Annotated in this window: 19 protein-coding genes; 9 read left to right on the top strand and 10 right to left on the bottom strand. The window is 73.7% G+C overall.

The window, feature by feature from the left end:
- The first annotated feature begins 34 nt into the window (after positions 1-34).
- Genes ACQUQD_RS34190 through ACQUQD_RS34180 form a run of 3 tightly spaced genes read left to right on the top strand, consistent with a single transcriptional unit; the run spans position 35 to position 4825 of the window.
- Positions 35-2497, top strand: a complete 2463-nt coding sequence (locus ACQUQD_RS34190) for a GcvT family protein (RefSeq protein WP_428956048.1) — start codon at positions 35-37, stop codon at positions 2495-2497.
- Between the two features lie 35 nt (positions 2498-2532).
- A complete protein-coding gene (gene solA / locus ACQUQD_RS34185; protein WP_428956047.1) occupies positions 2533-3690 on the top strand; it encodes an N-methyl-L-tryptophan oxidase in 1158 nt (385 codons plus the stop codon).
- Between the two features lie 10 nt (positions 3691-3700).
- A complete protein-coding gene (locus ACQUQD_RS34180; RefSeq protein ID WP_428956046.1) occupies positions 3701-4825 on the top strand; it encodes an aromatic ring-hydroxylating oxygenase subunit alpha in 1125 nt (374 codons plus the stop codon).
- A gap of 9 nt (positions 4826-4834) precedes the next feature.
- On the opposite strand, the gene ACQUQD_RS34175 is transcribed toward ACQUQD_RS34180, so the two are convergent.
- The 4 genes from ACQUQD_RS34175 to ACQUQD_RS34160 form a co-directional block, all read right to left on the bottom strand.
- Positions 4835-9514 (bottom strand): hypothetical protein, encoded by a 4680-nt coding sequence (locus tag ACQUQD_RS34175; RefSeq protein ID WP_428956045.1) that lies wholly within the window; start codon positions 9512-9514, stop codon positions 4835-4837.
- A 40-nt stretch (positions 9515-9554) separates the two neighbouring features.
- Positions 9555-10454, bottom strand: a complete 900-nt coding sequence (locus ACQUQD_RS34170) for a hypothetical protein (RefSeq protein ID WP_428956044.1) — start codon at positions 10452-10454, stop codon at positions 9555-9557.
- 31 nt (positions 10455-10485) lie between these two features.
- Entirely contained in the window at positions 10486-12012 is a 1527-nt protein-coding gene (locus ACQUQD_RS34165; RefSeq protein WP_428956043.1) for a hypothetical protein, read from the bottom strand.
- A gap of 69 nt (positions 12013-12081) precedes the next feature.
- Positions 12082-12780, bottom strand: a complete 699-nt coding sequence (locus ACQUQD_RS34160) for a GntR family transcriptional regulator (RefSeq protein ID WP_428956042.1) — start codon at positions 12778-12780, stop codon at positions 12082-12084.
- A 166-nt stretch (positions 12781-12946) separates the two neighbouring features.
- Between ACQUQD_RS34160 and ACQUQD_RS34155 the strand changes: the two genes are divergently transcribed.
- Together ACQUQD_RS34155 and ACQUQD_RS34150 are read left to right on the top strand one after the other, a co-directional pair.
- Positions 12947-14260 carry an MFS transporter gene (locus ACQUQD_RS34155; protein WP_428956041.1) on the top strand — a complete coding sequence of 438 codons (1314 nt, stop codon included), beginning with the start codon at positions 12947-12949 and terminating at the stop codon, positions 14258-14260.
- Positions 14257-15054 (top strand): putative hydro-lyase, encoded by a 798-nt coding sequence (locus ACQUQD_RS34150; protein WP_428956040.1) that lies wholly within the window; start codon positions 14257-14259, stop codon positions 15052-15054. The genes ACQUQD_RS34155 and ACQUQD_RS34150 overlap by 4 nt, the downstream gene beginning before the upstream one ends.
- A gap of 3 nt (positions 15055-15057) precedes the next feature.
- On the opposite strand, the gene ACQUQD_RS34145 is transcribed toward ACQUQD_RS34150, so the two are convergent.
- From ACQUQD_RS34145 to ACQUQD_RS34125, 5 genes are all read right to left on the bottom strand, one after another.
- Entirely contained in the window at positions 15058-15927 is an 870-nt protein-coding gene (locus ACQUQD_RS34145; RefSeq protein WP_428956039.1) for an SGNH/GDSL hydrolase family protein, read from the bottom strand.
- Entirely contained in the window at positions 15924-17087 is a 1164-nt protein-coding gene (locus ACQUQD_RS34140; RefSeq protein WP_428956038.1) for a glycosyltransferase, read from the bottom strand. Before ACQUQD_RS34140 ends, ACQUQD_RS34145 begins: the two co-directional genes overlap by 4 nt.
- Positions 17084-18208 carry a glycosyltransferase family 4 protein gene (locus ACQUQD_RS34135; protein ID WP_428956037.1) on the bottom strand — a complete coding sequence of 375 codons (1125 nt, stop codon included), beginning with the start codon at positions 18206-18208 and terminating at the stop codon, positions 17084-17086. Before ACQUQD_RS34135 ends, ACQUQD_RS34140 begins: the two co-directional genes overlap by 4 nt.
- Positions 18209-18369: 161 nt before the next feature.
- On the bottom strand, positions 18370-19782 hold the full coding sequence (locus ACQUQD_RS34130; RefSeq protein WP_428956036.1) for a HEAT repeat domain-containing protein: 1413 nt from the start codon (positions 19780-19782) through the stop codon (positions 18370-18372).
- Between the two features lie 279 nt (positions 19783-20061).
- A complete protein-coding gene (locus ACQUQD_RS34125; protein ID WP_428956035.1) occupies positions 20062-20454 on the bottom strand; it encodes an ankyrin repeat domain-containing protein in 393 nt (130 codons plus the stop codon).
- Between the two features lie 281 nt (positions 20455-20735).
- Between ACQUQD_RS34125 and ACQUQD_RS34120 the strand changes: the two genes are divergently transcribed.
- Positions 20736-20930: a hypothetical protein gene (locus tag ACQUQD_RS34120; protein ID WP_018534760.1), complete on the top strand. Its 195-nt coding sequence runs from the start codon at positions 20736-20738 to the stop codon at positions 20928-20930.
- 37 nt (positions 20931-20967) lie between these two features.
- Positions 20968-22551 (top strand): hypothetical protein, encoded by a 1584-nt coding sequence (locus tag ACQUQD_RS34115; RefSeq protein WP_428956034.1) that lies wholly within the window; start codon positions 20968-20970, stop codon positions 22549-22551.
- 6 nt (positions 22552-22557) lie between these two features.
- Here ACQUQD_RS34115 and ACQUQD_RS34110 read toward each other — a convergent pair whose 3' ends face one another.
- The gene (locus ACQUQD_RS34110) at positions 22558-24057 is read right to left on the bottom strand and encodes a PLP-dependent aminotransferase family protein (protein WP_428956033.1); all 1500 of its coding nucleotides are present in this window, start codon (positions 24055-24057) and stop codon (positions 22558-22560) included.
- A 30-nt stretch (positions 24058-24087) separates the two neighbouring features.
- On the opposite strand from ACQUQD_RS34110, the gene ACQUQD_RS34105 reads away from it, so the two are divergent.
- Both ACQUQD_RS34105 and ACQUQD_RS34100 read left to right on the top strand, forming a co-directional pair.
- On the top strand, positions 24088-24828 hold the full coding sequence (locus ACQUQD_RS34105) for a YczE/YyaS/YitT family protein (protein WP_428956032.1): 741 nt from the start codon (positions 24088-24090) through the stop codon (positions 24826-24828).
- Positions 24825-25592, top strand: coding sequence for a glycerophosphodiester phosphodiesterase (locus ACQUQD_RS34100; protein ID WP_428956031.1), 768 nt, complete (start codon positions 24825-24827; stop codon positions 25590-25592). The genes ACQUQD_RS34105 and ACQUQD_RS34100 overlap by 4 nt, the downstream gene beginning before the upstream one ends.
- The last annotated feature ends 12 nt before the right edge of the window (positions 25593-25604 follow it).

The following is a 25604-nucleotide window of genomic DNA, read 5'->3' as shown; positions in this document are numbered from 1 at the left end:
GCCACCGCCGTCCCCACCACGTCCTAGGAGGGGCATGTCCAGCGCACCCGAACCCACCGCCCTCAAAGTCGTCGTCATCGGCGCCGGCATCGTCGGCTGTTCGCTCGCCGACGAGCTCACCGCCCGGGGCGTGCACGACGTCACCGTCCTCGACCAGGGCCCGCTGCCCGCGCCCGGCGGCTCGACCTCGCACGCGCCCGGGCTCGTCTTCCAGACGGGGCCTTCCAAGACCCTGACCGCGTTCGCCCGCTACACGGTGGAGAAGTTCTCCGCCCTGGAGGTCGACGGCCTGTCGTGCTTCCACCCGGTCGGCGGCCTGGAGCTGGCGACGACCCCCGAACGCTGGGCCGACCTGCACCGCAAGGCGGGCTGGGCGGCCTCCTGGGGCGTGCGCGGGGAACTGGTCTCCCCCGCCCGCTGCAAGGAACTGTGGCCCCTTGTCGACGAGTCGATGATTCTCGGCGGCTTCCACACCCCGGACGACGGTCTGGCCCGCGCCGTGCTCGCCTCCCGCGCCCAGCTGAGCCGGGCGCGGGAACGCGGCGCCCGCTTCCTCGAACGCCACACCGTCACCGGCATCGAGCAGGCCGACGGCCGCGTCACCGGCGTGGTCACGGACCGCGGTACGTTCCCCGCCACCCACGTCGTGTCCGCGGCCGGCTTCTGGGGCCCGGTCATCGGCCGGATGGCGGGCGTCGACGTGCCACTGCTCCCGCTCGCCCACCAGTACGCGCGGACCCGGCCGCTGCCGGAGCTCGCCGGGGCGAACGATTCCCGCACCGAGGCCTCGAAGCCGATCCTCCGGTTCCAGGACCGCGATCTGTACTTCCGTGAGCACACCGACCGGATCGGCATCGGCAGCTACGCCCACCGGCCGCTGCCCGTCGACCCGTTCGCGGTCCTGCCCTACGACGAGGCGCGCGCCCGCGCCCTGGACATGCCGTCGTCGCTGCCCTTCACCGAGGAGGACTGGGCGCCCAGTTGGGAGGACTGCCGGCAGCTGATGCCCGCGCTGCGGCACACGGAGATCGAGGAGGGCTTCAACGGCGTCTTCTCCTTCACCCCCGACGGCATGCCGGTGCTGGGCGAGGCCCGGGCACTGCGCGGCTTCTGGCTCGCGGAGGCGGTGTGGGTGACGCACTCCGCGGGCGTCGCGAAGGCGGTCGCCGAGTGGATGGTCGACGGGCACCCGGCGACGGACCTGCACGAGTGCGACCTGCACCGGTTCGAGGAGGCGCAACGCTCCCCCGCCTATGTGCGCGACCGCGGGGCACAGCAGTTCGTCGAGGTGTACGACGTGATCCACCCGCTGCAGCCGATGGAACGGCCCCGCCCGCTGCGGGTCAGCCCCTTCCACGCCCGGCAGCAGGAGCTCGGCGCGTACTTCCTGGAGGGCGGCGGCTGGGAGCGCCCGCACTGGTACGAGGCGAACGCACCGCTCGTCGACCGGACGGGCCCGGCCGAGGACCGCGCCCCCTGGTCGGCCCGGCACTGGTCGCCCGTCGTCGCCGCCGAGGCCAGGGCCACCCGCGACCGGGTCGCCCTGTACGACATGACCCCGCTGCGTCGCCTGGAAGTCACCGGTCGCGGCGCGCTCGCTTTCCTGCAGCGCATGACGACCAACAACCTCGCGAAGAAGCCGGGCGCGGTGACGTACACCCTGCTCCTCGACGAGAAGGGCGGCGTCCGCTCGGATCTGACGGTGGCCCGGCTCGCCGCCGACCGTTTCCAGATCGGCGCCAACTCCCCCGCCGACCAGGTGTGGTTGGAGCGGCACGCCCCGGACGACGTCCACATCCGCGACATCACGTCCGGCACCTGCTGCGTCGGCGTGTGGGGCCCGCTCGCCCGCGCTCTGGTGCAGCCCCTGACCCGGGACGACTTCTCGCACGAGGGCTTCGGATACTTCCGCGCCAAGGAGACCCACCTCGGGCACGTCCCGGTCACGGCCCTGCGTCTGAGCTACGTCGGCGAGCTCGGCTGGGAGCTGTACACCACCGCCGACCTGGGGCTGCGGCTCTGGGACACCTTGTGGGAGGCGGGGCGGGAGCTCGGGGTGATCGCGGCCGGGCGGTCGGCGTTCAACAGCCTGCGTCTGGAGAAGGGGTACCGCGCCTGGGGCCTGGACATGACCGAGGAGCACAGCCCGTACGAGGCCGGCCTCGGTTTCGCGGTGCGGATGGACCGCGGTGACTTCCTCGGCCGCACCGCCCTCGAACACCTCCCGCCGCCTGAGCGCCGATTGACCGCCCTGCTCCTCGACGACCCGTCCGCCGTGGTCCTCGGCAAGGAGCCGGTGTACGTCGACGGGGCGCCGTCCGGCCATGTCACCAGCGCCGCGTACGGCTACACGCTCGGTCGCTGTGTCGCGTACGCGTGGCTGCCGCCGTTGCCCGCCGGATCCGCCGTGCACATCGAGTACTTCGGCGAGAAGGTCCCGGCGACCGTCGCCGAGGAGCCGCTGTTCGATCCGAAGATGGACCGCATCCGCCGCTGAGCATCTCCTCCGACCACCCCTGGGAGGCCCGGGAAATGTCCCCTACCTACGACGTGATCGTGATCGGACTCGGCGGCATGGGCAGCGCCGCCGCCCACCATCTGTCGGCACGCGGCGCCCGCGTGCTCGGCCTGGAGAAGTTCGGCCCGGTGCACAACCGCGGCTCCAGCCACGGCGGTTCACGCATCACCCGTCAGTCGTACTTCGAGGATCCGGCGTACGTGCCGCTGCTGCTGCGCTCCTACGAGCTGTACGAGGACCTGGAGCGGGCCACCGGCCGCGAGATCGCCACGCTGTGCGGCGGTGTCATGGTCGGCCGCCCGGACTCCCGCACGGTCGAGGGGTCGCTGCGTTCGGCCGAGCAGTGGGATCTGCCGCACGAGATGCTCGACGCGCGGGAGATCCGGCGCCGCTTCCCGACCCTCGCGCCGCGCGACGACGAGGTCGCCCTGTTCGAGGCGAAGGCCGGCCTGGTCCGCCCGGAGAACACGGTCGCCGCGCATCTCCAGCTCGCCACGCGGGCGGGCGCCGACCTGCACTTCGACGAGCCGATGACGCGCTGGGAGCCCTGCGCGGACGGCGTGCGCGTCCACACCGCCGAGAACGCGTACACAGCTGGGCAGTTGGTAATCTGCCCGGGCGCCTGGGCGCCGGCGCTGCTCACCGATCTCGGGGTGCCGTTCACCATCGAGCGGCAGGTCATGTACTGGTTCCAGCCGAGCACGGGCGTGGCACCCTTCCGCCCCGAGAACCATCCGATCTACATCTGGGAGGACGCGGCCGGCGTACAGGTCTACGGTTTCCCCGCCATCGACGGACCCGAGCTGGGCGCCAAGGTCGCCTTCTTCCGCAAGGGCGTCGTGTGCACCCCGCAGACCATCGACCGCACCGTCCACGAGGACGAGGTCCGTGCCATGGCCGCCCATATGTCCGGCTGCATCCCGGCGCTGCCCGGCACCTTCCTCAAGGCCGCGACCTGCATGTACTCCAACACGCCCGACGAGCACTTCGTCATCGCCCGGCATCCCGCGCACCCGGAGTCGGTCACGGTGGCCTGCGGTTTCTCCGGGCACGGCTTCAAGTTCGTACCGGTCGTCGGGGAGATCCTCGCCGATCTGGCGCTGACCGGCACCACCGAGCACCCCATCGAACTGTTCGACCCGCGCCGGCTCGCCGCCGCGCCCGCCGTCTGAGGAGTCCGCCGTGACGACGCTCCCCCTGCCGCCGAGCCTGGTGGCCACCCTGCCGGGCCGCTACTACACCGACCCCGAACTCTTCCGCAGCGAACAGGAGCGGATCTTCGAGCGCATGTGGTTCTGCGCCGTCCGCTCCGCCGACCTCGACAGGCCGGGCGCGTTCCGCACGGTCCAGGTCGGCCGCGAGAACGTCCTGGTCACCCGCTCCCGCACGGGCGCCCTGAACGCCTTCCTCAATGTGTGCCGGCACCGCGGCGCCCGTCTGTGCACCGAGGAGCAGGGCCAGGTCCGGCGCTCCCTGCAATGTCCGTACCACGCCTGGACGTACGACCTGGACGGCAAACTGATCGCCGCCCCGAACCTGACGCGGATGCCGGACGTCGACCGGTCCGCGTACGGGCTGGTCCCGGTGGCACTGCGGGAATGGCTCGGGTACGCCTGGGTGTGCCTGGCCGACGAGCCGCCGTCGTTCGAGGAGACCGTGCTCGGCGCGGCCGTCGAGCGGCTGGGCGACGCGGCGGCGATCGACCACTACCACGCCGAGGAACTCGCGCTCGGCAAGCGCATCACGTACGACGTCCGGGCCAACTGGAAGCTGATCGTCGAGAACTTCATGGAGTGCTACCACTGCGCGACGATCCATCCCGAACTCACCGAGGTGCTCCCGGAGTTCGCGGACGGCTACGCGGCGCAGTACTACGTGGGGCACGGTGCCGAGTTCGGCGACGACGTGAAGGGGTTCACGGTCGACGGCAGCGAGGGCTTCGGCACGCTCCCGGAGGTCACGCCGGAGCAGGACCGCCGCTACTACGCGGTCACCGTGCGGCCGACGGTCTTCGTGAATCTGGTGCCCGACCATGTGATCCTGCACCGGATGTTCCCGCTGGCCGAGGACCGCACGGTCGTCGAGTGCGACTGGCTGTACGCGCCCGATGTCGTGGCGTCCGGAGCCGATGTGTCGAAGTCGGTGGAGCTGTTCCACCGAGTCAACGCGCAGGACTTCGCCGCGTGCGAACGCACCCAGCCGGCCATGGCCTCCCGCGCGTACCGCGAGGGCGGCGTCCTCGTACCGACCGAGCACCACATCAGGATCTTCCACGGGTGGCTCAGGGAGCGACTGGACGCCGCCTAGGCGGATCGGTCAGGCGTCCTGTCCGGCGGGCTCGGAGGTCACCGACACCTGGGCCGGTACGGACGCCTGAGCGTCGTCGGCGGTCTCGGTGGGCCGCTTGAACATCCTGGTCGCCTTGATCTCGCCGTGCACCGTCTCCCCCGCCCCGTCCGCGTACTGCTGCGGCAGGCCCGGACGCAGGTGCTCCTCCACGCTGATGTACTTCAGGCCGGCGCGGAGGTCCGCGTCGTTGCGCAGACGGATCACGAGCGGGAACTCGGCGAGTGCCGTCGTGTCGAACAGGCCGGTGGTGTACAGGAGTTGGACGCCGAGCGCGTCGGACACGGCGCGCTGGAGCTCCAGCAGGTACGTGGCGTTGGCGCGGCCGATGGGGTTGTCGAGGAACAGCGTGCCCGCGTGGCGGTGCTTGTCGCGGCCCCGGTCGTTCGAGCGCAGCGCGGCCATCGTGCAGTACAGGGCGATGGCCGCGGTGAGCAGCTGGCCGCCCGAGAACACGTCGCCCATCTGTCCGACGGGCACCCGCTCGGCGCGCAGCACCGCGTCCGGCTTGAGGATCTCGACGGCGACGCCCTTGGGCTCCAGGGCGGCCGCGACGCCGCGCAGGAGCAGGGACATGCCGTCGCGCCGCAGGTCGGAGTTCTTCTTCACCGCCGCCCGGGTCGCCTCGTCGATGACTTCGCCGAGCCGCTCGGTGAGCGTGGCCTGGTCGGGCTCCTCGAAACGGATCCGCAGGAACTCCTGCCCGGACCACTCGCCGAGCCCTTCGGGGAGCCGGGACAGCCGCTGGGCGGAGCGGAGCGTGGCGAGCGACGACTCGACGAGGCCGCGCAGCCGGTCCACGATCGAGTCGCGGTTCCGCTCCAGCTGGGCGAGCTCGTCGGTCAGGACGCGCAGCCGGGGCGCGAACGCGTCCGCCCAGCGCTGTGCGTGCTCGGGCAGCGCGGATGCGGGCAGCTCCCGGATCTGCTGCCGCGCGGGCGTGCGCACCTGCTCGTACCGGGTGGAGTTCGCGTGCCGGACGAGAATGTCGCTCGCCTCGCGGACGGCGGCCTCGGCGGCGGACAGGTCGGCGGAGCAGCCGCGCAGCGAACGGCGGGTCTCGGCGGCGGCCGTGCGGGCCTCCTCCAGGGTGCCGGGGTAGGGCTCCGGCTCCTCCTGTTCCTCGCCGTCCGCGTGGTCGCGCAGCAGGTCGCGCAGGAGCGCGGCGGTCTCGTCGAAACCGCCGGCCCCGTCCTCGGCGGCCCGGTGGGAGTCGAGGAGCTCGCCGTGCGCGGCGCGGGCGGTGCTCAACGCCTCGGTGCGCGCGGCCAGTTCGGTGGTGGCGGTGCGCAGCAGGGTGCCGGCCTGCTCGGTGTCGGCGGGGACGAGGTCCTCGGGCAGCTCGGTGTGGGCGTCGCCGTCCTCGGGCGCGTGCCGCTCGGCCTCGCCGCGCAGCCGGCCGAGCTGCTCGCTGGCCGTGGAGGCGCGGGTCTCCAGGAGCTGGACGAGTTCCTCGGCGCGGGCGGCGGCGGCCTGCCGGGACGGCCCGTCGGAGCCTTCCGGTGATTCGAGGAGGGTGGCGGCCCGGGTGCGCACCTTGTTGCTGAGCCGGTCCAGTTCGGCGAGCGCGGCGGATTCGTCGCTCTCGGCTCGGGCCTGCTCGGCCCTCAGGTCGGCGCCGACGCCGACCTTCTCGTACACCTGGGACGCGGCGCGGTAGGCCTCGCGCAGCGCGGGCAGCGACGCCTGGGGCGCCTCGACCTCGGGGCCGACGGGGACATCGTCGGGGGCGCCCGCGATCTCGGCGCGCTCGGCGCGCAGCGCGCGGGCGGTGCGGCGGGCGTCGTCGGCGGAGCGCTGGGCGGCGCGCCGGTCCTCGTCGGCGGCGCGGGCGTGCTCCAGGCAGGACTGGGCACGGCCCTCCGACTCGACGGCCTCGTCGGCGAGTTCGCGGACCTTGGTCTGCCAGGCGGCGCGCTCGCGCAGCCGGTAGGCGAGTCCGGCGAGCGCGTCGGCGGCGCGGCGTGCCTTCTGTGCCGCTTCCTGGCGCTCGTCGCGTACCCGGGTCGCCTCGGTGGCGGCCTCGTCGGCCTCGGCGCGCACGGTGCGGGCCTCGGCCAGCTCGGCCTCGGCCTCCTCGGCGAACGTACGGGCTTCTGCCGCGGCCGCGGCGAGTTCGGCGAGGCGGCCCGCGGGGCAGCCGGAGCGCCAGGAGCTGAGCCGGGCCGTCAGTTCGCGGTCCTTGGCGAGGCGTCCGGCGAGCGTGCGGATGTCCTCGTCACGCCGGGCGGCGCGAGCGCGCAGGGCCTGCCGTTCCTCGTCGGCGGCGTGCTCGTCGTGCATGGCCGGGTTCGGCGGCACGAGGAAGACGCCCTCGTCGGAGGCGTTCTCCGCCGGGGTCGGCGCGAGCAGGGCTGCGGCGGTGCCGACGGCGACGGTGGAGCGGGGCAGCAGCGCCGCGCCCGCGAGGACCTCCCGGGCCCGCACGTGGGAGGCCGGGTCGGTGATGATGACGCCGTCGACCAGCTCGGGGCGGGCGGCGAGCACGCGCGCGTGGTCGGCCGGGTCGACGGACTGGGCGAGGTAGCGCCAGCCGGGCAGGGCGGGGATGCCGTGCTCGCCGAGGAACTCGACGGTGGCGGTCACGTCCGGGCCGGGCGGCAGCAGGCCTCCGTCGCCGAGCGCGCCGAGGATGCGGGAGTCGTCGGCGGCGGCCGTGCGCAGCTCGAACAGCTGGCGCTCGGCGGAGGCGACGGAGTCGTCGAGGAGGGTCTTGAGGTCGTCGGCGGCACGGTCGAGGTCCTCGGGGGTGAGGGAGGCGTCGCCGGCCGGGGACGCGTCGGCCGTGGCGAGCGCGCCCAACGGGCCGTCCACGCCGAGCAGTTCGGCCAGGCGCTCTTCCGCGGCCAGGGCCGCAGCGGTGCGCTCCTCGGCCTGGTGCGCGTGGTCCGCGGCGCTCGCGGCGTCGGCGGAGCGGGCCGCCGTCAGCTCGGCACGAGCCTCCACCGCGGCGGCCTCGCGGGCGTGCTCGGTGGCGCGGCGGGCGGCGTCACGGGCGGTGTCCCAGGCGGCGACGGTGGTCTTCTCGGCGTCGCTGGCGGCGAGCGCGGCGCGGGCCGGGTCGGCGTCGGGCGCGCTGTCGTCGAGCCAGCCGGCGCGGACGGCCTCGGCGGTCTCCTGCTCGACCTCGCTCAGGCGCTGGCGCAGGTGGCCGAGTTCGCTGCGGGCGCGCTGCGCCTCGGTGGCGGCGGCGGTCGCGTCGCGGTGCGCCCTCTCGCCCGCCTCCTGGAGGACGGCGGAGCGCTCCTCCTCCTCGTTCGCGTGGCTCTCGGCCTTCTCGGCGGCGCCGTGCAGGGCGCGGACGAGCTCGGACGCGGCCTTGGCGCGGGCGGCGAGCGCGGGGGCCGCGTCGCGCTCGGCCTCCCGGATGGCGACGGCCACGCGCGCGGAGCGGTCGGCGGCGGCGCGGTGGCGCAGTACGGCCTCGGCGGCCTGCCAGGCGGAGTACAGGGTCCGCGCGTCGGCCAGCTCGCGCTTCTGCGCGGCCGCGGCCTTCTCGGCGCCGGCGAGCGCCAACGAGGCGTGCCGGTAGGCCAGTTCGGCCGCGATGAGGGAGCTGCGCTCACGCGCGGACTCGGCCTCGGTGACGGTGTGCGCGGCGGCCGTGACCTGCTGGGCGAGGTCGCCGGCGCGGCCGCGCTCGACGGCGGCGCGGGCGGACAGCCGCCGGGCGAGGGTACGGGTGCGGCGCTCGGCGCCGGTGTGGATGTCCCGCGCGCGGGCCCGGGTGTCGGCGGCCTCGACGATGCGGGTGAGCAGGTCGACGGAGCCGGCGGTGAAGTCGCGCTCGGCGATCAGCTCGGCGCGCCGCCCCAGCTTGTTCCCGAACCCGCCGACGAGGTCGGCGAGCCCGTCCGTGTCGCGGGTGTCGGTGACGGCGCGCAGCAGCAGGTCGGTGAAGTCGGAGTCCTTCTTGACCGCGAAGAGGCCGGCCGCCTCGCCCTCGTCGGCGTTCATCTCCCTTTGGTAGCGGAAGAGTTCGGGGTCGAGGCCGAGGTCGCCGAGGTGCTCGTTCCAGCGGTCGTGGATCTCTTCCCAGTGCACTTCGAGGTGCGGGTACGCCTTGCCCGCGTCGGTCAGCGCGTCCCGGAAGCCCTTCATGGTGCGGCGGCGCCCCTGCGCGCCGGAGGCGCCCTCGGGGGCGGTCCGTACGGCCGTCGACTCGGCGACGGGCAGCGAGTCGAGGCTCATGCCGGGGCCGGGCCGCAACGAGTACCAGGCCTCCGCGAACTTCCGCGGGTCGTTGGATACCTGGCGTCCGCGCCACTCGCTGACCTTGCCGACGACGACGCACTCGCCGGTGAGCGTGTGCTGCCACTCCAGGGCGACGTGTCCGCAGTCGTCGGCGAGCAGGAACTTGCGCAGGACGCCGGAGCTGGCACCGCCCAGTGTGTTCCGGTGGCCGGGCAGCATCACGGAGAAGATCAGCTTGAGCAGGACCGACTTGCCGCCGCCGTTCTCCAGGAAGAGCACACCGGCCGGCGCCGGGCGGCGCGGCGGGCCGACCGGCTCGTCCTCGAAGAACTCCGCCTGGGTGGGCGCGGGGTCGGGCACGGGCGCGCCGACGCCCCGCAGGTCAAGCACGGTGTCGGCGTAGCGTGCACCGGCGGGCCCGATGGAGTAGAGGCGAACCCGGGACAGCTCGTACATGGCGGACTCTCGTGATAGGTACGGAAGTTCGAAAAGTCGGTCAGGAGTGGAACGGCAGGCCCGCGTCGGCGGCGAGCTCGACCGCGTCCTCGTCCATCGGCGGCAGCAGGCTCGCCGATCCGTCGGTCACGGGCACCACGCCCAGCTCCAGCAGTTCGGCCATGGCGGCGGTGCCGGCCATGTCGCGGACCTGCAGCTGGTAGCGGGCGGTGGTGCGGTACGTGCCGCCGCCGTCGTCGCCGGTTCTCTGCAGGAACCCCGAGTCGGTCAGGAACGCGACGGCCTTGCCGACGATGCCGGTCGTCGAACCGGCGAGGCGGCGCGCGTCCTTGGTGGCGCCGGTCGAGCTGCGCCGCGCCCAGATCCGCCAGGCCGCCTCGAGGCCCGGGGCGTCGGTGGCCGGGTCGGTGTTCTCACCCTGCTCCTCGGCGCGCTCCTCGAGCTTGCGGCAGGCCTGCCGGACGAAGCCGTCCACGCCGTTGACGCTGACGCGGCCGATGTAGCCGTCGTCGGCGAGGTCCTCGGGGCGGGGGAAGGCGAGCGCGGCGACCGCGAGATGGGCGAGGCCGTGCAGGAACCGGTCGGTGGAGTCGGCGGCGGTGCGGCGTGCGTAGTCGCCCATGCGGACGGCGAAGACGGAGTCCTCGGCGGCGGTCACGGCCATGCCCGCGCGCGGGGACACCTCCAGGACGACGAGGCCGAGCCCGGTGGCGACGGCGTCGGCGAGCCGGGCGAAGGCCGGGTCCTCGCGGTAGCGGCGCAGCAGCTCGCCGTACTCCTGGTCGCGGGAGGGCTGCAGCTTGGGCTGCAGTCCGAAGGAGACGAGCCGGGCCGCGTCGGCGGCGTCGGCGGGGGTGACCGGCGCGGCGGCCTTGAGCGCGCCCGAGCCGACGGCCTCGGGCTCGCCCCATTCGGCGTGCTCTTCGGGGTGCTCGGTCACGGGCGGTGCTCCTTGATCATGTCTTGGTACGTCATGCGGCCTCCGTCCGGTCCGCCGCCATCCCGGCGGCGTCGAGCAGGGCCGTGCCCACGACGAGGTCGGCGCCGCCGAACTCGGGGTCGTCGAGCTGTGTGCCGTCGTCCACGGCGAAGAGCAGCTTCTCCTCGCCCTGACGGTAGGCCGTGCCGACGGGCGGGCTCGCCGCGTGGACCGCCAACAGGGCGACCAGGTACGGCAGTTCGGTGTCGCGCCGACGCGCTTCGGCGAGCAGTCCGGACAGGCGGCGCGGCGCGTCCGGCGGCAGGTCGAGCAGTTCCTTGGCCTGGGCGAGCTGCTCCTCGCTGAACCGGCTGTCGTCCGGAGTGGCGATGAGGTCGGGCTCGGGCATCTCGGCGCCGAGGTGCTCCCGCTCCATCGGCGGGGTCAGCAGTATGTCGACGAGGTCGCCCACCCGTACGGAGACGGGGGTGCGCAGTCCGGTGCCGCGCGCGAAGAACGCGTCGGTCACCTTGAGCGCGCTCTCCACCGGCAGCGGGAGGAGGGGCGCGACGAGCTGTCCGTACAGGTCGAGGCCCGCGCGCGCGGAGGGCGTCGCGAAGGCCTGCCGGTCCTGCTCGGCCCGGAACAGCGGGCCGGCTTCGAGGAGGCGCGACTGCAGCTGCGTATGGCGCCGGATGCAGTCCTTGACGATGTCGACGAGCTCGGCCGCGCGGCGCTTCTGCTCCGGGTCCTCGGACTCGTCGCGGGCCTTGCGGATGTTCGTCAGGATCGCGTTCTCGTGGCGGTAGCGGTCGGCGACGTGGTCGAGCGCCTCGGCGATCATGTCGGGCACGGCCTGCAGCCAGTCGACGGCGCGCACATTGCGCCGCGTCGCGTCCAGCGCCTTGCGCAGCGTCTCCGAGTACTGCACGGTCCGGTACCGGGCCTGCTCGGCGGCGAGCTGGGCGTCCGCGAGGCGGCCGCGGCTGATCAGCACCTCGAGCTTCACCTCGGCGGCGATCTGCGCGCTGGTGACGTCGGTGTCGAGGGCGCCGACGAGCACGTTGACGGCTTCGTCGGTCGTCCGGAGGTAGACGCTGCCGCCGTATCCGGGCACTTCCTCGATCAGCTTGAAGTCGTAGTCGCGCCGCACATAGGAGCCGTCCGTCGCGAACGTGCCGTACACGGCACGGAACCCGCGGTCCACGCTGCCGACGTTGATCAGGTTCTCCAGGACCCAGCGGGCGACGCGCTCGTGCTCGGCGACGGGGCGGTGCGGGGCCTGCGCGGCGATGCGCGGCACCAGACGAGCCACTATCTGCTCGTGGTCGGCGCCCGTGTCGAAGTCCATGTTCAGCGTGACGAGGTCGATCGCGGAGAGCGCCACCTCGGCCATCCCGTACGTCGAGTACTCGCCCGCGAGGTTGGCCTTGCGCACGTCGAGATCGTGCAGCGGCGCGGTGCAGGCGAGCGCGCGGAGCCGCCGCGCGAGCCCCTCGTCGGCGGCCGGCCCCGGCGCGGGGCGCGGCCCCGCGCTGAGCTGGGGCGGAACGGATTCCGTGGTGGCAGGCGAAGTCACGGAGCACAGAGTAGGCGCTGGGTCCGACAACGGTCGAAACGACGCAGATACGACGGTGGCCGTGGGCGTCTACAGGTCCGCGGGGACCCGCTGCCCGTATACCTCGACGAGCCCGTCGCGGGAGTCGTCGAGGTAGTCGGCGAGCAGCGCCTCGGCGTCGTCACGGCGCCCTTCCCGCAGCGTCTCGACGATCTGGTGATTGCGGGCCAGGTAGGGCTCGTGGAGGCCGCGCGGGTCGTCCACGACGTGGAAGGCGAGCCGGAGTTCGGCCAGGACGCTGCGCATCAGTTCGTCGGTGCGCTCGCTGCGCGCGAGGGCGACGAGTTCACGGTGGAAGTGGATGTTGGCGGTCGAGACGCCCTTCCACTCGCGGGCCTTGGCGGCGCGCTGTCCGTCGGCGACGGCGGCGGCGACCCGGTCGAGGGCGTACGGGGGTTCACCGAGGGAGCGGACGACGGCGCACTCGATCATGCGGCGGATCCGGTAGATGTCCTCGACGTCGTCGACGCTCAGCACGCGCACGAAGACGCCGCGGTTGAGCCGGTGCTCCAGCAGCCGCTCGTGGGTGAGAAGCCGGAACGCCTCGCGCAGGGTGTTGCGCGAGACACCGAGGGCGCCCCCGATGCTGTCCTCCGACAGACGCGTGCCGGGCGGGAAGAAGCCTTCCGCGATCCGGCTCCTGAGGATGTCCGCGACGCGCTCGGCGGTGCTGGTGCGCCCCAGCAGCGCGCGGTCGTCCGCGAGTGCGTTCAGTTCTTCCGTGGCCACGGCCGAATTCAAGCGCAGATACAAGAACGAAACAACATGGGTATTGAGGGATCGTTCAACGATCCTCTACCTTGGCGATCGGGCGAGGTCCCGGACCGGGATCCGTCCAGCGCCCCTGCTCATCCCACACGCACCGCCACGCACTCCCATCCCTTGCGAGGTGCCCATGAGCACGACTCCACCGACGTCCGGCGCGACTCTCCCCGGCGGACCGACCGAGCCGCCGACCGCGTCCCGAAATCCCGTGTCCGAAGGCGCGTCGGGCTGGCTGCGCGATCTCGGCCCGCGTGGCCGGCGGGCCTTCGCGGGCGCCTTCGGCGGCTACGCCCTCGACTCCTACGACTACTTCACGCTGCCGCTGAGCATGGTGGCGCTGGCCGCCTACTTCGGCCTGGACAGCGGCCAGACCGGGCTGTTCACCACGGTCGCGCTGGTCGTCTCGGCGGTCGGCGGCGCGATCGCGGGGGTGATCGCCGACCGGATCGGCCGGGTCAGGGCCCTGATGATCACGGTCATCACGTACGCGGTCTTCACCGTGGCCTGCGGCTTCGCGCCCACCTACGAGACGCTCCTGGTCTTCCGCGCCCTGCAGGGCCTCGGCTTCGGCGGCGAGTGGGCGGTCGGCGCGATCCTGGTCGCCGAGTACGCCTCCGCGAAGCACCGGGGCCGCACGCTCGGCGCCGTACAGAGTTCCTGGGCGGTCGGCTGGGCGCTGGCCGCGATCGTCTACACCCTGGTGTTCCAGTTCCTCGACGCCGATCTGGCCTGGCGCGTCATGTTCTGGACCGGCGCGCTGCCCGCCCTTCTGGTCGTGTGGCTCCGTCGCCGCGTGCAGGACGCCCCGAAGGCGTCGCGGGAGCTCGAAGCGAGCGCCCGTAAGGGCTCGTTCACGGAGATCTTCAAGCCGGGCCTGCTGCGCACCACGCTCTTCACAGTGCTCCTGTCGACCGGTGTCCAGGGCGGCTACTACACGCTCGCCACCTGGGTGCCCACCTACTTGAAGTCGGACCGCGGCCTCACGGTGGTCGGCACCGGCGGCTATCTGACCTTTCTCATCTCAGGAGCGTTCCTCGGTTACCTGACGGGCGGCTATCTCACCGACCGGCTCGGCCGGAAGCGCAACATCGTCCTGTTCGCGGTGCTCTCCGCGGCGAGCATCCTCGCGTACACGAACATCCCGGACGGCGCGAACGGCCTCCTTCTGGTGCTCGGTTTCCCGCTCGGCTTCTGTATGTCGGCGATCTTCAGCGGCTTCGGCTCCTTTCTGAGCGAGCTGTATCCGACCGCCGTGCGCGGCACCGGGCAGGGCTTCACGTACAACACGGGCCGTGCGATCGGCGCGGTCTTCCCCACCCTCGTCGGGTTCCTCGCCGACAGCTGGGGGGTGGGCGGCGCCCTGGTGTTCGGGGCGATCGGCTACGGCCTGGCCGTCGTGGCGCTGCTCGGCCTGCCGGAGACCCGCGGGAAGGAACTGCTGTGAACCGTACGGAGGAACGCACCGCCACCTGGTCCCCCCGGCGGGCCCGCGCCCACTTCCGCACGGGCGCGAGCGCGCCCACCGCGGGCTGGTCGCGCGGCCACACCCAGGCCAACCTGATCGCGGTGCCCGCCGACTGGGCCTACGACATGCTGCTGTTCTGCCAGCGCAACCCGAAGCCGTGCCCCGTTCTGGACGTCACGGACGCCGGTTCCTGGACGAGCGTCCTCGCCCCGGACGCCGATCTGCGCACGGATCTGCCGCGCTACCGGGTCTGGCGGAACGGCGAGTTGGCGGCCGAGCCGACGGACGTCCTCGACCACTGGCGCGGCGACCTGGTCTCGTTCCTGATCGGCTGCAGCTTCACCTTCGAGTGGTCGCTCGCCGAGGCCGGGGTGCCGCTGCGCCACATCGAGCAGGACAGGAACGTGCCGATGTACGTCACCACGCGCGCGTGCCGCGGCGCGGGCCGGCTGCACGGCCCGATGGTCGTGTCGATGCGCCCGGTGCCGCCGCAGGCGGTCGGGGCGGCGATCCGGGAGAGCTCCCTGATGCCGGCGGTCCACGGCAGCCCGGTGCACCTGGGCGATCCGGGGGTGCTCGGCATCGAGGACCTCGGCTCGCCCGACTTCGGCGACGCGGTGGACTGCGCGCCGGGCGACACCCCGGTGTTCTGGGCCTGCGGCGTGACACCGCAGGCGGCCGTGATGGCCTCACGGCCGCCGTTCGCGATCACGCACGCGCCGGGCCACATGTTCATCACGGACACCCGCGACGAACAGCACCGGGTCGGTTAGGGCCTAGGAGGCGGCCCGGGGCACCACCTCTGCCGTGCCGGGGGACGACAGCGCCGACAGGGCGGCGGTCACCCCGGCCGAAGCCCGCAGGTCGAGCCGGGCGCCGGTGCCGCGCAGGCCGTGCCGTACCTCGTCGGCGGCGAGCGCCACGAGCTGGGGCAGCAGGTCGGTGCAGCGCCGGGCCACCCAGCCGGTGCCCGCGGTGGCCAGCCACCAGAAGCCGGCCGAGCGGGTCGGCGCGGGCCGCTGCGGCTCGGTGTCCGGCGCCGGGCCGCGGGCCGTTCCGGACGCGGCCAGGACCGCGTGGAAGCGGGCGGCGAACAGCCAGTGGCCCCGCTCCCCCGGATGCAGCCGGTCCGCGCTCCACATGGCGCGGTCGGCCACCCAGTCGTCCTCGGCGGCGTGCAGGTGGACGGCTCCGTGCCGTGCGGACAGGGCGTGGACCACGTCGTTGACCGCGCGCTGGCGCCGCGCCAGGGGGCGCGCCAGCGCTCCGGGCAGGCCCAGCATCGCGCCGGGGTCCGGCAGGCATGCCGTGAGCACGATCGTGCCCCGCTCGGCGAACGCGCCGTACACGGCGTCGAGGTGGGCGGCCACGGCATGGATGTCGAAGGTGCGGCGCAGGGTGTCGTTGACGCCGACGACGACGGACACGACGTCGGGCGAGAACCCGAGCGCCCGCGGCATCTGCCGCCCGCGCACGTCGGCCGTCTGGGCGCCGCTCACCGCGAAGTTGCGGAATTCCACCGGGGCTCCGGTGGGTGCGAGCCCGTCGGCGAGCAGCGCGGCCCAGCCCCGCCACCCGCCGTCGACCGGATCGCCGATCCCCTCGGTGAGGGAGTCGCCGAGCGCGGCGAACCTGAGCGCCTTCATGCCGCACCCCGCTCCGGGACCGGCTCCTGCACCCGTACCGGCGCGTCATGTGCCGCGAGAAAGGCCGCCACCGCGGTGCCCCACCGGAAGCACTCCGCACGCGCGCGTGCGGCTTCCCTGCGTTGCGGCGCGGGCCGGCCCAGCACTTCCAGCACGGCGGCCGCGAAGGCCGCACCGCTGTCACCGGCCACGGCACCCGCCGCCCCCACGACCTCGGGCAGCGCCGAGGAGGCGCTGACGACGACAGGGGTGCCGCAGGCCAGCGCCTCCAGCGCGGCGAGCCCGAACGTCTCGGCGGGCCCGGGCGCCAGGCACACGTCGGCCGTGGCCTGGAGCGCGGCGAGCGCGTCCCGGTCGGCGACGTGTCCGAGGAAGTCGACCGGCAACCGGCGTGCTCGCGCCCGCTGTTCGAGGCGGGTGCGCAGCGGCCCGTCCCCCGCGACGACGAGCCGTACGGGCACGCCGCGCCGGCGCAGCTCCGCCACGGCGTCGAGGCCCGTGCCGGGCCGCTTCTCCACGGACAGCCGCGTGCACATGACGAGCAGTACCTCGCCCACGCGCGCGTGCCGCTCCCGTGTGCCGCTGTTCGCGGCTTCGGGACGGCAGCGCGCCACGTCGACACCGAGCGGTGCCCGGACGACGTTGCGCGCGCCGATGCGCACGAACTCGCGCTCGGCCCACTCCGTGGTGCACACCACGCGCGCGTAGGCGTGCGCGGTACGGGAGTTGAGCACATCGGCGGCGCGGCGGGCGGCGCGCTCGGGCATGCCCCAGGTGCGCAGGACACCGTGCGCGGTCTCGTGCGACACCATCACGGCGGGCACCCTGGCGCGTCGCGCCCACTCGCCGGTCCAGCGCAGGGTCGTCCGGTCGGAGACCTCCAGGCGGTCGGGCCGCAGTTGCTCCAACAGCCGCTCCACGCGCTTGCGTTCGGCCAGCACGCGGTATCCGCCGGTGCCCGGCAGCGGCGTCCCCGGCAGGGTGAGGACCCGCCCTTGTGCGCTGTCCACGTCCGAGAAGCGCCGTCCCGGCACGATCAGCACCGGCTCGTGCCCGGCGGCGCGGTAACCGGCCCCCAGCTCCCGCAGAGCGGTGCGCAGACCGCCGGAGGACGGCGCGACGAAGTTCGCGAGCCGCACGATGCGCAGCGCCCCGGTCATGCCGCCACCGCCGTCCGCGCGCGCAGCACATCGGCGTAGTGCTCGACGAGCCGGTCCCCGACGGCTTCCCAGGTGCGCCCCGCGACGGCCGCGCGGCCCGCGGCCCCGTAGGCGGCGCGCAGCCCCGGGTCGGCGGCCAGCGACCACACGGCGTCGCGCACGGCGTCCGCGTCGCCGGGCGGCACGAGCAGCCCGGTCCGGCCGTGCGCCACGAGGTCCAGCGGCCCGCCGGCCGCCGGAGCGATCACCGGCACCCCGCTCGCCATGGCCTCCTGCACCGTCTGGCAGAACGTCTCGAAGGGGCCGGTGTGCACGAAGACGTCCAACGAGGCGAAGATCCGGGCGAGTTCGTCGCCGGTACGACGTCCGAGGAACACGGCGCCGGGCAGCGCGCCCCGCAGCGAGGTCTCGCTCGGCCCGTCCCCGACCACCACGATCCGCACCCCGCGCAGCCCGCGGACCCGCGCCAGCAGCTCCACCTGCTTCTCGGGCGCGAGCCGCCCCACGTAGCCGACGAGGAGTTCCCCGCCGGGCGCGAGCTGTGCGCGCAGCAGGTCGTCGCGCCGTTCGGGCCGGAAGCGCACGGTGTCCACGCCGCGCGGCCACAGCCGCACCCGGGGCACCCCGTGCGCCTCCAGGTCGAGCCGGGCGGCGCTGGACGGGGCGAGGGTCAGGTCGGCGGCGGCGTGCACGCCGCGGATCCGCCGCCAGGCCGCGGCCTCGCCCGTCCCCATGTACGTACGGGCGTAGCCGGCCAGGTCGGTCTGGTAGACGGCGACGGCGGGCACGCCGAGCCGCGCGGCGGCGGTCATGCCGCGCACGCCGAGCACGAACGGGCTGGCCAGATGGACGATGTGGGCCCGGTGGGCGGCCACGGTCCGGGTGACGCGGCGGCTGGGCAGCGCGACCCGCACCTGCGGGTAGCCGGGCAGGGGGACGGAGGGCACGCGGACCACCGGGCAGGGCGCGTCCGCGTCGGCTTCGGGCCCGGCGGCGGTGGCCGGGGCGACGACGAGGGGCTCGTGACCGCGGGCGGCGAGGTGCCGCGCGGTCTGCAGGGCGCAGTGCGCCACACCGTTGATGTCGGGCGGGAAGGACTCGGTCACGATGACGACACGCATACGGGCTTTGTCGCCGCGCCGGACGTGCCCACGTCAAAGTGGATCTTTCCTGGCGAGGAACGTCCCGTGAGCGTTGCACCGCTCCGGGAAACGGCGGGCGACCCGGGGAAACGGCGGGAGGCGGCCGCTCGCCGGCGGACCGCCTCCCGTACATCAGCCCGTCATGAGGCGGTCGCGTCGGGTCCGATCCTGGCGCGGACGGCGGTCTGCACCTCGTCCTCCTCGGCCGGGTCCGCGGCGAGCCGGCGCAGCTGGTCGACGACGCGGGCGTCGCCGGTCTCGGCGTGGCGCGCGGCGATCTCGCGGGTGGACTCCTCGCAGTCCCACAGGCATTCGACGGCGAATCCGGCGGCGAAGGAGGGGTCGGTGGCGGCGAGGGCGCGGGCGGCGTGCCCGCGCAGATGGGAGGAGGCGGTCTCGCGGTAGATGTGGCGCAGTACGGGGGCGGCGCAGGCGATGCCGAGCCGTCCGGCCCCGTCGACGAGGGGCCACAGGGTGGGTGCGTCGGGACCGTCGCCGCGCACCGCTTCGCGCAGGGCCCAGAGCACGAGTTCGCTGTCCTGGGCGCCGCCCCGGCAGGCGAGCGTGCGTCCCGCGGCGGCGCCGAGGGCGTCGGGCCGGCGCGCCCAGCGCCGGGCGCGCTCCACGGCGGCGACGCTGCGCATCCGCTCGAAGGAGTCGAGAGCGGCGTCCACGACAAGGCGTGAGGGTGACTCCACGGCGGCCTCGACGAGATCGAGCACCTCGGGATCGTGGGCGTCGGCCAGATAGCGCAGCGCCGTGCAGCGCGCCCCGTCGGTGCCGTCCTGGGCGGCGCGCACGATCTGCGCGCGGTCCTCGGGCCCGGCGACCGCGCTCAGGCAGCGGGCGGCGGGCACGTACAGGACGGCGCCGCGCTCGAAGCCTTCCTGCGCCCAGTCGAAGACGGCCTGCACGCTCCACTCGGGACGGGGCCCCGAGGGGTTCATCTGCCGCTGCCAGCGGTCGAACGACCCGGCCTCCTTGGCGGCACGCACGCGTGCCCCCACGTGCGGACGCGGATCTTCGGCCCACAGCCGCCAGGGCCGCGGCTCGAAGGCGTCACGGACGGCGGCGACGAGGTCGGCCTCGTCGTGCGCCGGGAACCTGGCGAGGATCGGCTCGGCGAGGGCGCGCAGCCCCGCGTCGTCGTCGCGCAGGGCCAGCTCGTCCAAGGCCCACGCCCAGTTCCCGCCGAAGGCCGCGTACCTGCGCAGCAGTTCCAGGGCGTCCCGCCTGCCGTACGAGGCGAGGTGGCCGAGGACGGCGAGCGCGAGCCCGGTACGGGACTCCTCGGTGTCGAGGAGATCCTCGGGGTCGAAGAGGTGCCGCTCGATCTCCCCGAGCCCGCCGTGCAGGTCGAGGTAGAGCCGGGCGTAGTAGAGCGAGCGGTTCTCCACCTGCCAGTCGTGGCGGGGGTCGCTCAGCACACAGTGATCGAGGGCCGCGAGAGCCTCGTCCCGCGGCGCTGTCAGCGCGTGCAGCGTGCCGTCGCCGCGACCCCGCTGCAGCAGGCCGAGCAGCGTACCGCTGGGCGCTATGACCGGTTCGAACATGGGAAACAGCCTCACATCAAGCGTCGACGCAACCGGGAACCTGCAACTACCTGGCCACGCGACAACACGTCGGAGCGCCCGCCGTCTCTTGCTTGCTGTAGACCATCTCTCTGCCTCTCGTCCAAGGCCCTGAACGGGCCGTTCACGGGCCGCGCGGCACGTGGGCACCACCTGCCCCGCCGTCGCGTCCGTAAAGCACGCCGTCATCATGACCCAGCGGTTCCGCCCGCCGCGACCACATTTCCTGCACCCCCGTTTTGCCTGATCAGAGCCTGTGCGTCAGGAAGCTCCGAAGAGCTCGACGAGGTCCGCCTTGCCGAACATCCGGGCCGTGTCGACGGCGGACGGCGTGCCCGCGGCCGGATCGGCTCCGCCGTCGAGCAGGGCCCGGATCACGCCCTCCTCGCCCTTGAAGACGGCGCCCGCGAGAGGGGTCTGTCCCTTGTCGTTGGCACGGTTGGCGTCGGCGCCGCGGGCCAGCAGGGCCCGGACCGCGTCCGTGTGCCCGTGGTACGCGGCGAGCATGACGAGCGTGTCGCCGCGGTCGTTCGTGAGGTTGGCCGGAACGCCCGCGTCCACATAGCCCACGAGCGCCTCCGTCTCGCCCCTGCGCGCGAGATCGAAGATCTTGGTGGCCAGCTCCACGACCTCCGGGTCGGGGGCTTCGCTCATCGGCCGAACCGCCTTTCGCATCCGTGCTGGTACGGCCGTGCGGCCGTACGAGTGAATCGCCAGAGTACTGCCCGCGGAGGCACATGGGCCGACCCCGTCGAGGCAAAGATCACCGACAGTGCGGACGACCGTCCGGCAGCACGCACGGGCAGCTCTCCAGCTGCCTGCCAACTGGGTGAAATCAACAAAATTCCACCCATTTGCACCTTTTGTCGTATAGATACATGCTGTGAGCCTGGAAGAACTCATGGTGACTGTCCCCACCAACCAGGAGAACCCTCATGATCCTGTCCATCTCGGGCGTCGTGCTGCTCGGCATCATCGTCTTCCTGTTCTTCCGAAAGGACGGCCTCAAGGCCTCGCACGCACTGGTCTGCGCCCTCTTCGGCTTCTACCTGGCGGGCACGGCCATCGCCCCGAGCATCAAGGCGGGCGGCGCGAGCCTCGCCAGCCTGCTCGGCGGGATCAAGTTCTGACGGCCCACCCACCCGCACACACCTTCAGGAGACCGACGTGGCCAGGCGCCCTCTCCCCCGCATTCTGAGCAACGGCAGCGCCTCGATCGCCCGGAGCCGGGAAATGGCACGGACGGCCGCCGACGGCGCCACCGACGTCCTCCATCCCCTCATCACGATCACTCGTGGACTGCGCCGGCTGGCAGCCGCCGGACGGCGCAAGTGGACGGGCACCCCCAAGGACCGGCGCGGACCGCTGCTGTTCCTGGTGGCCGCCGTGGTCCTGGTCGTGGTGTTCCTTCCGTACGGGCCGCTGCTGGCGCTCATCTCCCTGATGGCGGCGGCCGCATGGAAGGGGCGCGACCCCAAGCAGCCGCCGGCTCCGGCCGGCCCGGACGAGTCGCAGGTCCAGCGACTGTCGTCGCTCTACGAAGCGCTCGTCCCGTACTTCTCCGTCGCCGAGGACCCCAGTCCCCTGTACGCCCACGGCGGCGAGTGGGAGAAGGCGTTCGAGACCTACGACTTCGACGGCGACGGCCGCTTCGACCGTCTCTCGATCCGCTACCCCGCCTACTTCACCGACGGCGAGCCCGAGGCCCGCGCCCGCATCGAGCAGCTGCTGCACGCCAAGCTCGGGCGGGGCCGCGAGTACCACTTCGTATGGGACGAGGAGGGCAATCACCTGACCGTGACCGTCCTCGACCCGCTGCCCACGGACATCGCCGCCCAGCGTTTCGTCACGTCCCCCGGCGAGACCGTCCTCGGCTTCACCGACGAGACCGGCGTGCAGCGCACGCTCCCGGTCATGGACGGCGAGGAGCAGCGGGACGTGCCGCCCGTCGTGTGGCGTACCGGCATCCGCTCCACCGAGCCCCATCTGCTGATCGCCGGCCAGCCCGGCAGCGGCACGACGTCCCTCGTGCGCTCGATCGCGCTCCAGGCCCTGCAGCACGGTGACGTCCTCGTCGTCGAGGGCAGCGGGACCGGCGACTACGCGAGCCTGGTGGGGCGCTCCGGCGTCCTCGCCGTGGAGTGCGGCCTCGCCGGCGCCCTGGCCAGTCTCGAATGGGCCGCGCACGAGACCGAGCGGCGGCTGATCGCGGCCAACCGGGCCCGGCAGGCCGGGCACCCGACGCCGGACGACATCAAGCGGCCGCTGTGGATCCTGCTCGACCGGCCCAGCGCCCTGGGGCACCTCGCGGCGGCGGACGGGCGCAAGGATCCGCAGACCCTGCTGCAGGTCCCGCTGCGGCACGGCCGCGCGGCGGGCGTGACCGTCGTCGTGGCGGAGCAGTTCGACAGCCTCGACGCCCTGATCGAGCCGGTCCGTCAGCAGACCCGCGCGCGCGTGGTGCTCGGCCCGGCCACGCCCGGGGAACTGCAGGACGTCCTCGGCGCCCTGCCCCAGACGACGCCCACCGCCGACGTCCCGCCCGGCCGCGGCTACGCGCGCCTGGGCAACGGACCGGTCCACCGTCTCCAGGTGCCGGCCACGCCCGACCCGTACGACGACGCGACCAGCGAGGTCCACCGGCAGGCGGTTCTGGCCCTGCTGCCGGAGCGTGCCGCGCCCGCCGACGCCGCGGACACCGGCGCTGTCGAGGCGGTCCCGGACGAGGCGGAGGCGCTGGCCGACCGGTAGCGGCCCTCAGGCGATCAGGGTGCGCGGCACGTCCCCGCCGGCACCCTGACCGGCGCCCACCAGCCGGGCCGCCGCCGCGAGCCGCACCGCCGCCTCGTCGGCCACGGCACCGCCCACGGTGAACGGCAGCCGCACATACCCCTCGAAGGCTCCGTCGACGCCGAACCGCGGTCCGGACGGGACCCGCACCCCCACCCGCTCGCCGACCTCGGCCAGCCGTGAGCCCGACAGACCGCCCGCCTTGACCCACAGGGTCAGACCGCCGTCGGGCACGTCGAACTCCCAGTCGGGCAGCTCCCGGCGCACCGCCGCGACCAGCGCGTCCCGGTTCTCCCGTGCCTGGTCCCGGCGCAGCTGCACGGCCGCCTCCCAGCCCCCGGTGCTCAGCAGCCAGTTCACGGCCAGCTGCTCCAGCACCGGCGTCCCCAGATCCGCGTAGGCGCGCGCGGCGACCAGGCTGCGGATCACGTCCGGGGCGGCCCGCACCCAGCCGATCCGCATCCCCGCCCAGAACGCCTTGCTCGCCGAGCCGACCGTGATCACGGTCGAACCGGCGGGGTCGAAGGCGCAGACGCGGCGCGGCATCTCCCGGTCCGCGTCGAAGTACAGCTCGGTCATGGTCTCGTCGACGACGAGCACCGTGCCGGCCGAGCGCGCGGCGTCGACCAGCGAGCGGCGCTGCTCCTCGTCGGCGAGGGCCCCGGTCGGGTTGTGGAAGTCGGCGACCACGTACGCGAGCCGGGGCGCGGCGTCGCGCAGGACCTGCCGCCAGCGGTCCAGGTCCCAGCCCGCCAGGCCGTCGGCCATGGCGACGGGGACGAGCCGCAGACCCGCCTCGCGCATCAGCTGGAGGATGTTGGCGTAGCTGGGCGACTCGACGGCGACCCGTTCGCCGCGGCCCGCGAACAGGTGGCAGATCGCGTCGATGGCGCCCATCGCGCCGGTGGTGACCATGATCTGCTCGGGCATGGTCGGGATCCCGTGCGCGGTGTAGCGCTCGGCGATCATCGTGCGCAGCGCGGGCAGCCCCGCCGGGTAGTCCCCGTGCGTGTGGGCGTAGGGCGGGAGTTCCTCGAGTGCGCCCTGGACGGCGCGGGTCAGCCACGGTTCGGGGGCGGGCAGGGCCGCCGTGCCGAGGTCGATCATCGAGCCGAGCGCCTCGGGCGGCAGGGGTTCGAGGCCGCGTGCCGGCAGCGGGTTGCCCGCGGGGACGGCGGTCCAGCTGCCCGCTCCCCTGCGCGATTCGAGGAACCCCTCGCCGCGCAGCGCCTCGTAGGCCGCGGCGACCGTCGTGCGGCTCACGGAGAGCGCCTGCGCCAGCTCACGCTCGGCGGGCAGCCGGGTGGCGACCGGGACGCGGCCTTCCAGGACGAGCAGCCGGATCCCGTCGGCGAGGGCGCGGTAGGCGGGCGGGCGGCGGGTGCCGGAGCCCGCGGGCCGCGACTGCTGAGAGGTGAGCAGCCGGGCGAGCTGGGTCGCGCCGATCGCCGAAGTCCACTGAGCCATGCAGACCAGTCCACCTTCCCCGAATTGGCCATGGTTGGCATCTTGCACCGAGCCACAGAGTGTCATGGGTCAGTCCACTACCACCACAGGGGGCATCTCTTGTCCGCGTCGTCGTCCGCATCCTCCGGCGGGCACACCTTCCGCCGGCTCGTCCAGCTCTACGTCGGCCTGGTCCTCTACGGGACCAGCGACGCACTGCTCGTCCAGGCGGGCCTCGGCCTCGAACCGTGGGGCGTGCTGCACCAGGGCCTGTCGGAGCTGTCCGGCATCTCCATCGGTGTCGTGTCGATCATCATCGGCGCGCTGGTGCTCCTGCTGTGGATCCCGATGCGCCAGCGCCCCGGCCTCGGCACCGTGTCCAACGTCTTCCTGGTCGGCCTCGCGATGGACGCGACGATCGCGTTGGTGCCCGCCCCGGACGCGTACGCCGTGCGCATTCCGATGCTGGTGGCCGGTGTCGTGCTGAACGGTGTGGCGACCGGTCTGTACATCGCGGCGAAGTACGGTCCCGGCCCGCGCGACGGCCTGATGACCGGGCTGCATCGGCGTACGGGCCGCTCGATCCGCCTGATGCGGACCGCCATCGAGGTCACGGTGTGCGCCGTGGGCTTCCTGCTCGGCGGCACTATCGGCGTGGGCACGGTCGTGTACGCGCTGGCGATCGGGCCGCTGGCCCAGGTGTTCCTGCGCGTCTTCGCCGTCCCCGCGCCGGCCGCCGGCTCGACGGTGGTCGCCGGGGCGTCACCACGGCGGGCGATACTGCGACGGTGACCCAGCACGTGCGCCACCCCTACCTCGACCATCCCGGGCCGCTGGCCCTCGCCCATCGCGGCGGGGCGGCGGACGGCCTGGAGAACACCGTCGCCGCGTTCCGCCGCGCCCTCGACCTCGGCTACCGCTACATCGAGACGGATGTGCACGCCACGGCGGACGGACAGCTCGTCGCCTTCCACGACGCGACGCTCGACCGGGTCACGGACGGCAGCGGCCGGATCTGCGACCTCCCCTGGGACGACGTGCGCCACGCGCGCGTGGCGGGCAGCGAACCGGTGCCGCTCCTGGCGGAGCTGCTGGAGACGTTCCCCGACGTGCGCTGGAACGTGGACGTCAAGGCGGAGCCCGCGCTGCTCCCCCTGCTCGATCTGATCCGCCGCACGCGCGCGTGGGACCGCGTCTGCGTCGGCTCGTTCTCGGAGGCGCGCGTCGCCCGGGCCCAGGCGCTCGCGGGCCCCCGCCTCGCCACGTCGTACGGCACCAAGGGGGTGCTCGGGCTGCGCCTGAGGTCGTACGGGATCCCGGCCGCGCTGCGGCGCTCCGCCGTGGCCGCCCAGGTCCCGGTGGCGCAGTCGGGGATCCGGGTGGTCGACCGGCGCTTCGTGCGGGCCGCCCACGCGCGCGGGGTGCAGGTGCACGTCTGGACGGTCAACGACGAGGCCGAGATGCGACGTCTTCTCGACCTCGGGGTCGATGGCATAGTTTCCGATCACATCGAGACGCTGCGCGACGTTCTCAAGGACCGGGGAACCTGGGTCTGAGGGCGCCCGCCG

The organism is Streptomyces sp. cg35 (assembly GCF_050410835.1).
In the GTDB taxonomy this organism is placed as follows: Bacteria; Actinomycetota; Actinomycetes; order Streptomycetales; family Streptomycetaceae; genus Streptomyces.
This window is presented reverse-complemented; position numbering and strand designations above follow the sequence as displayed.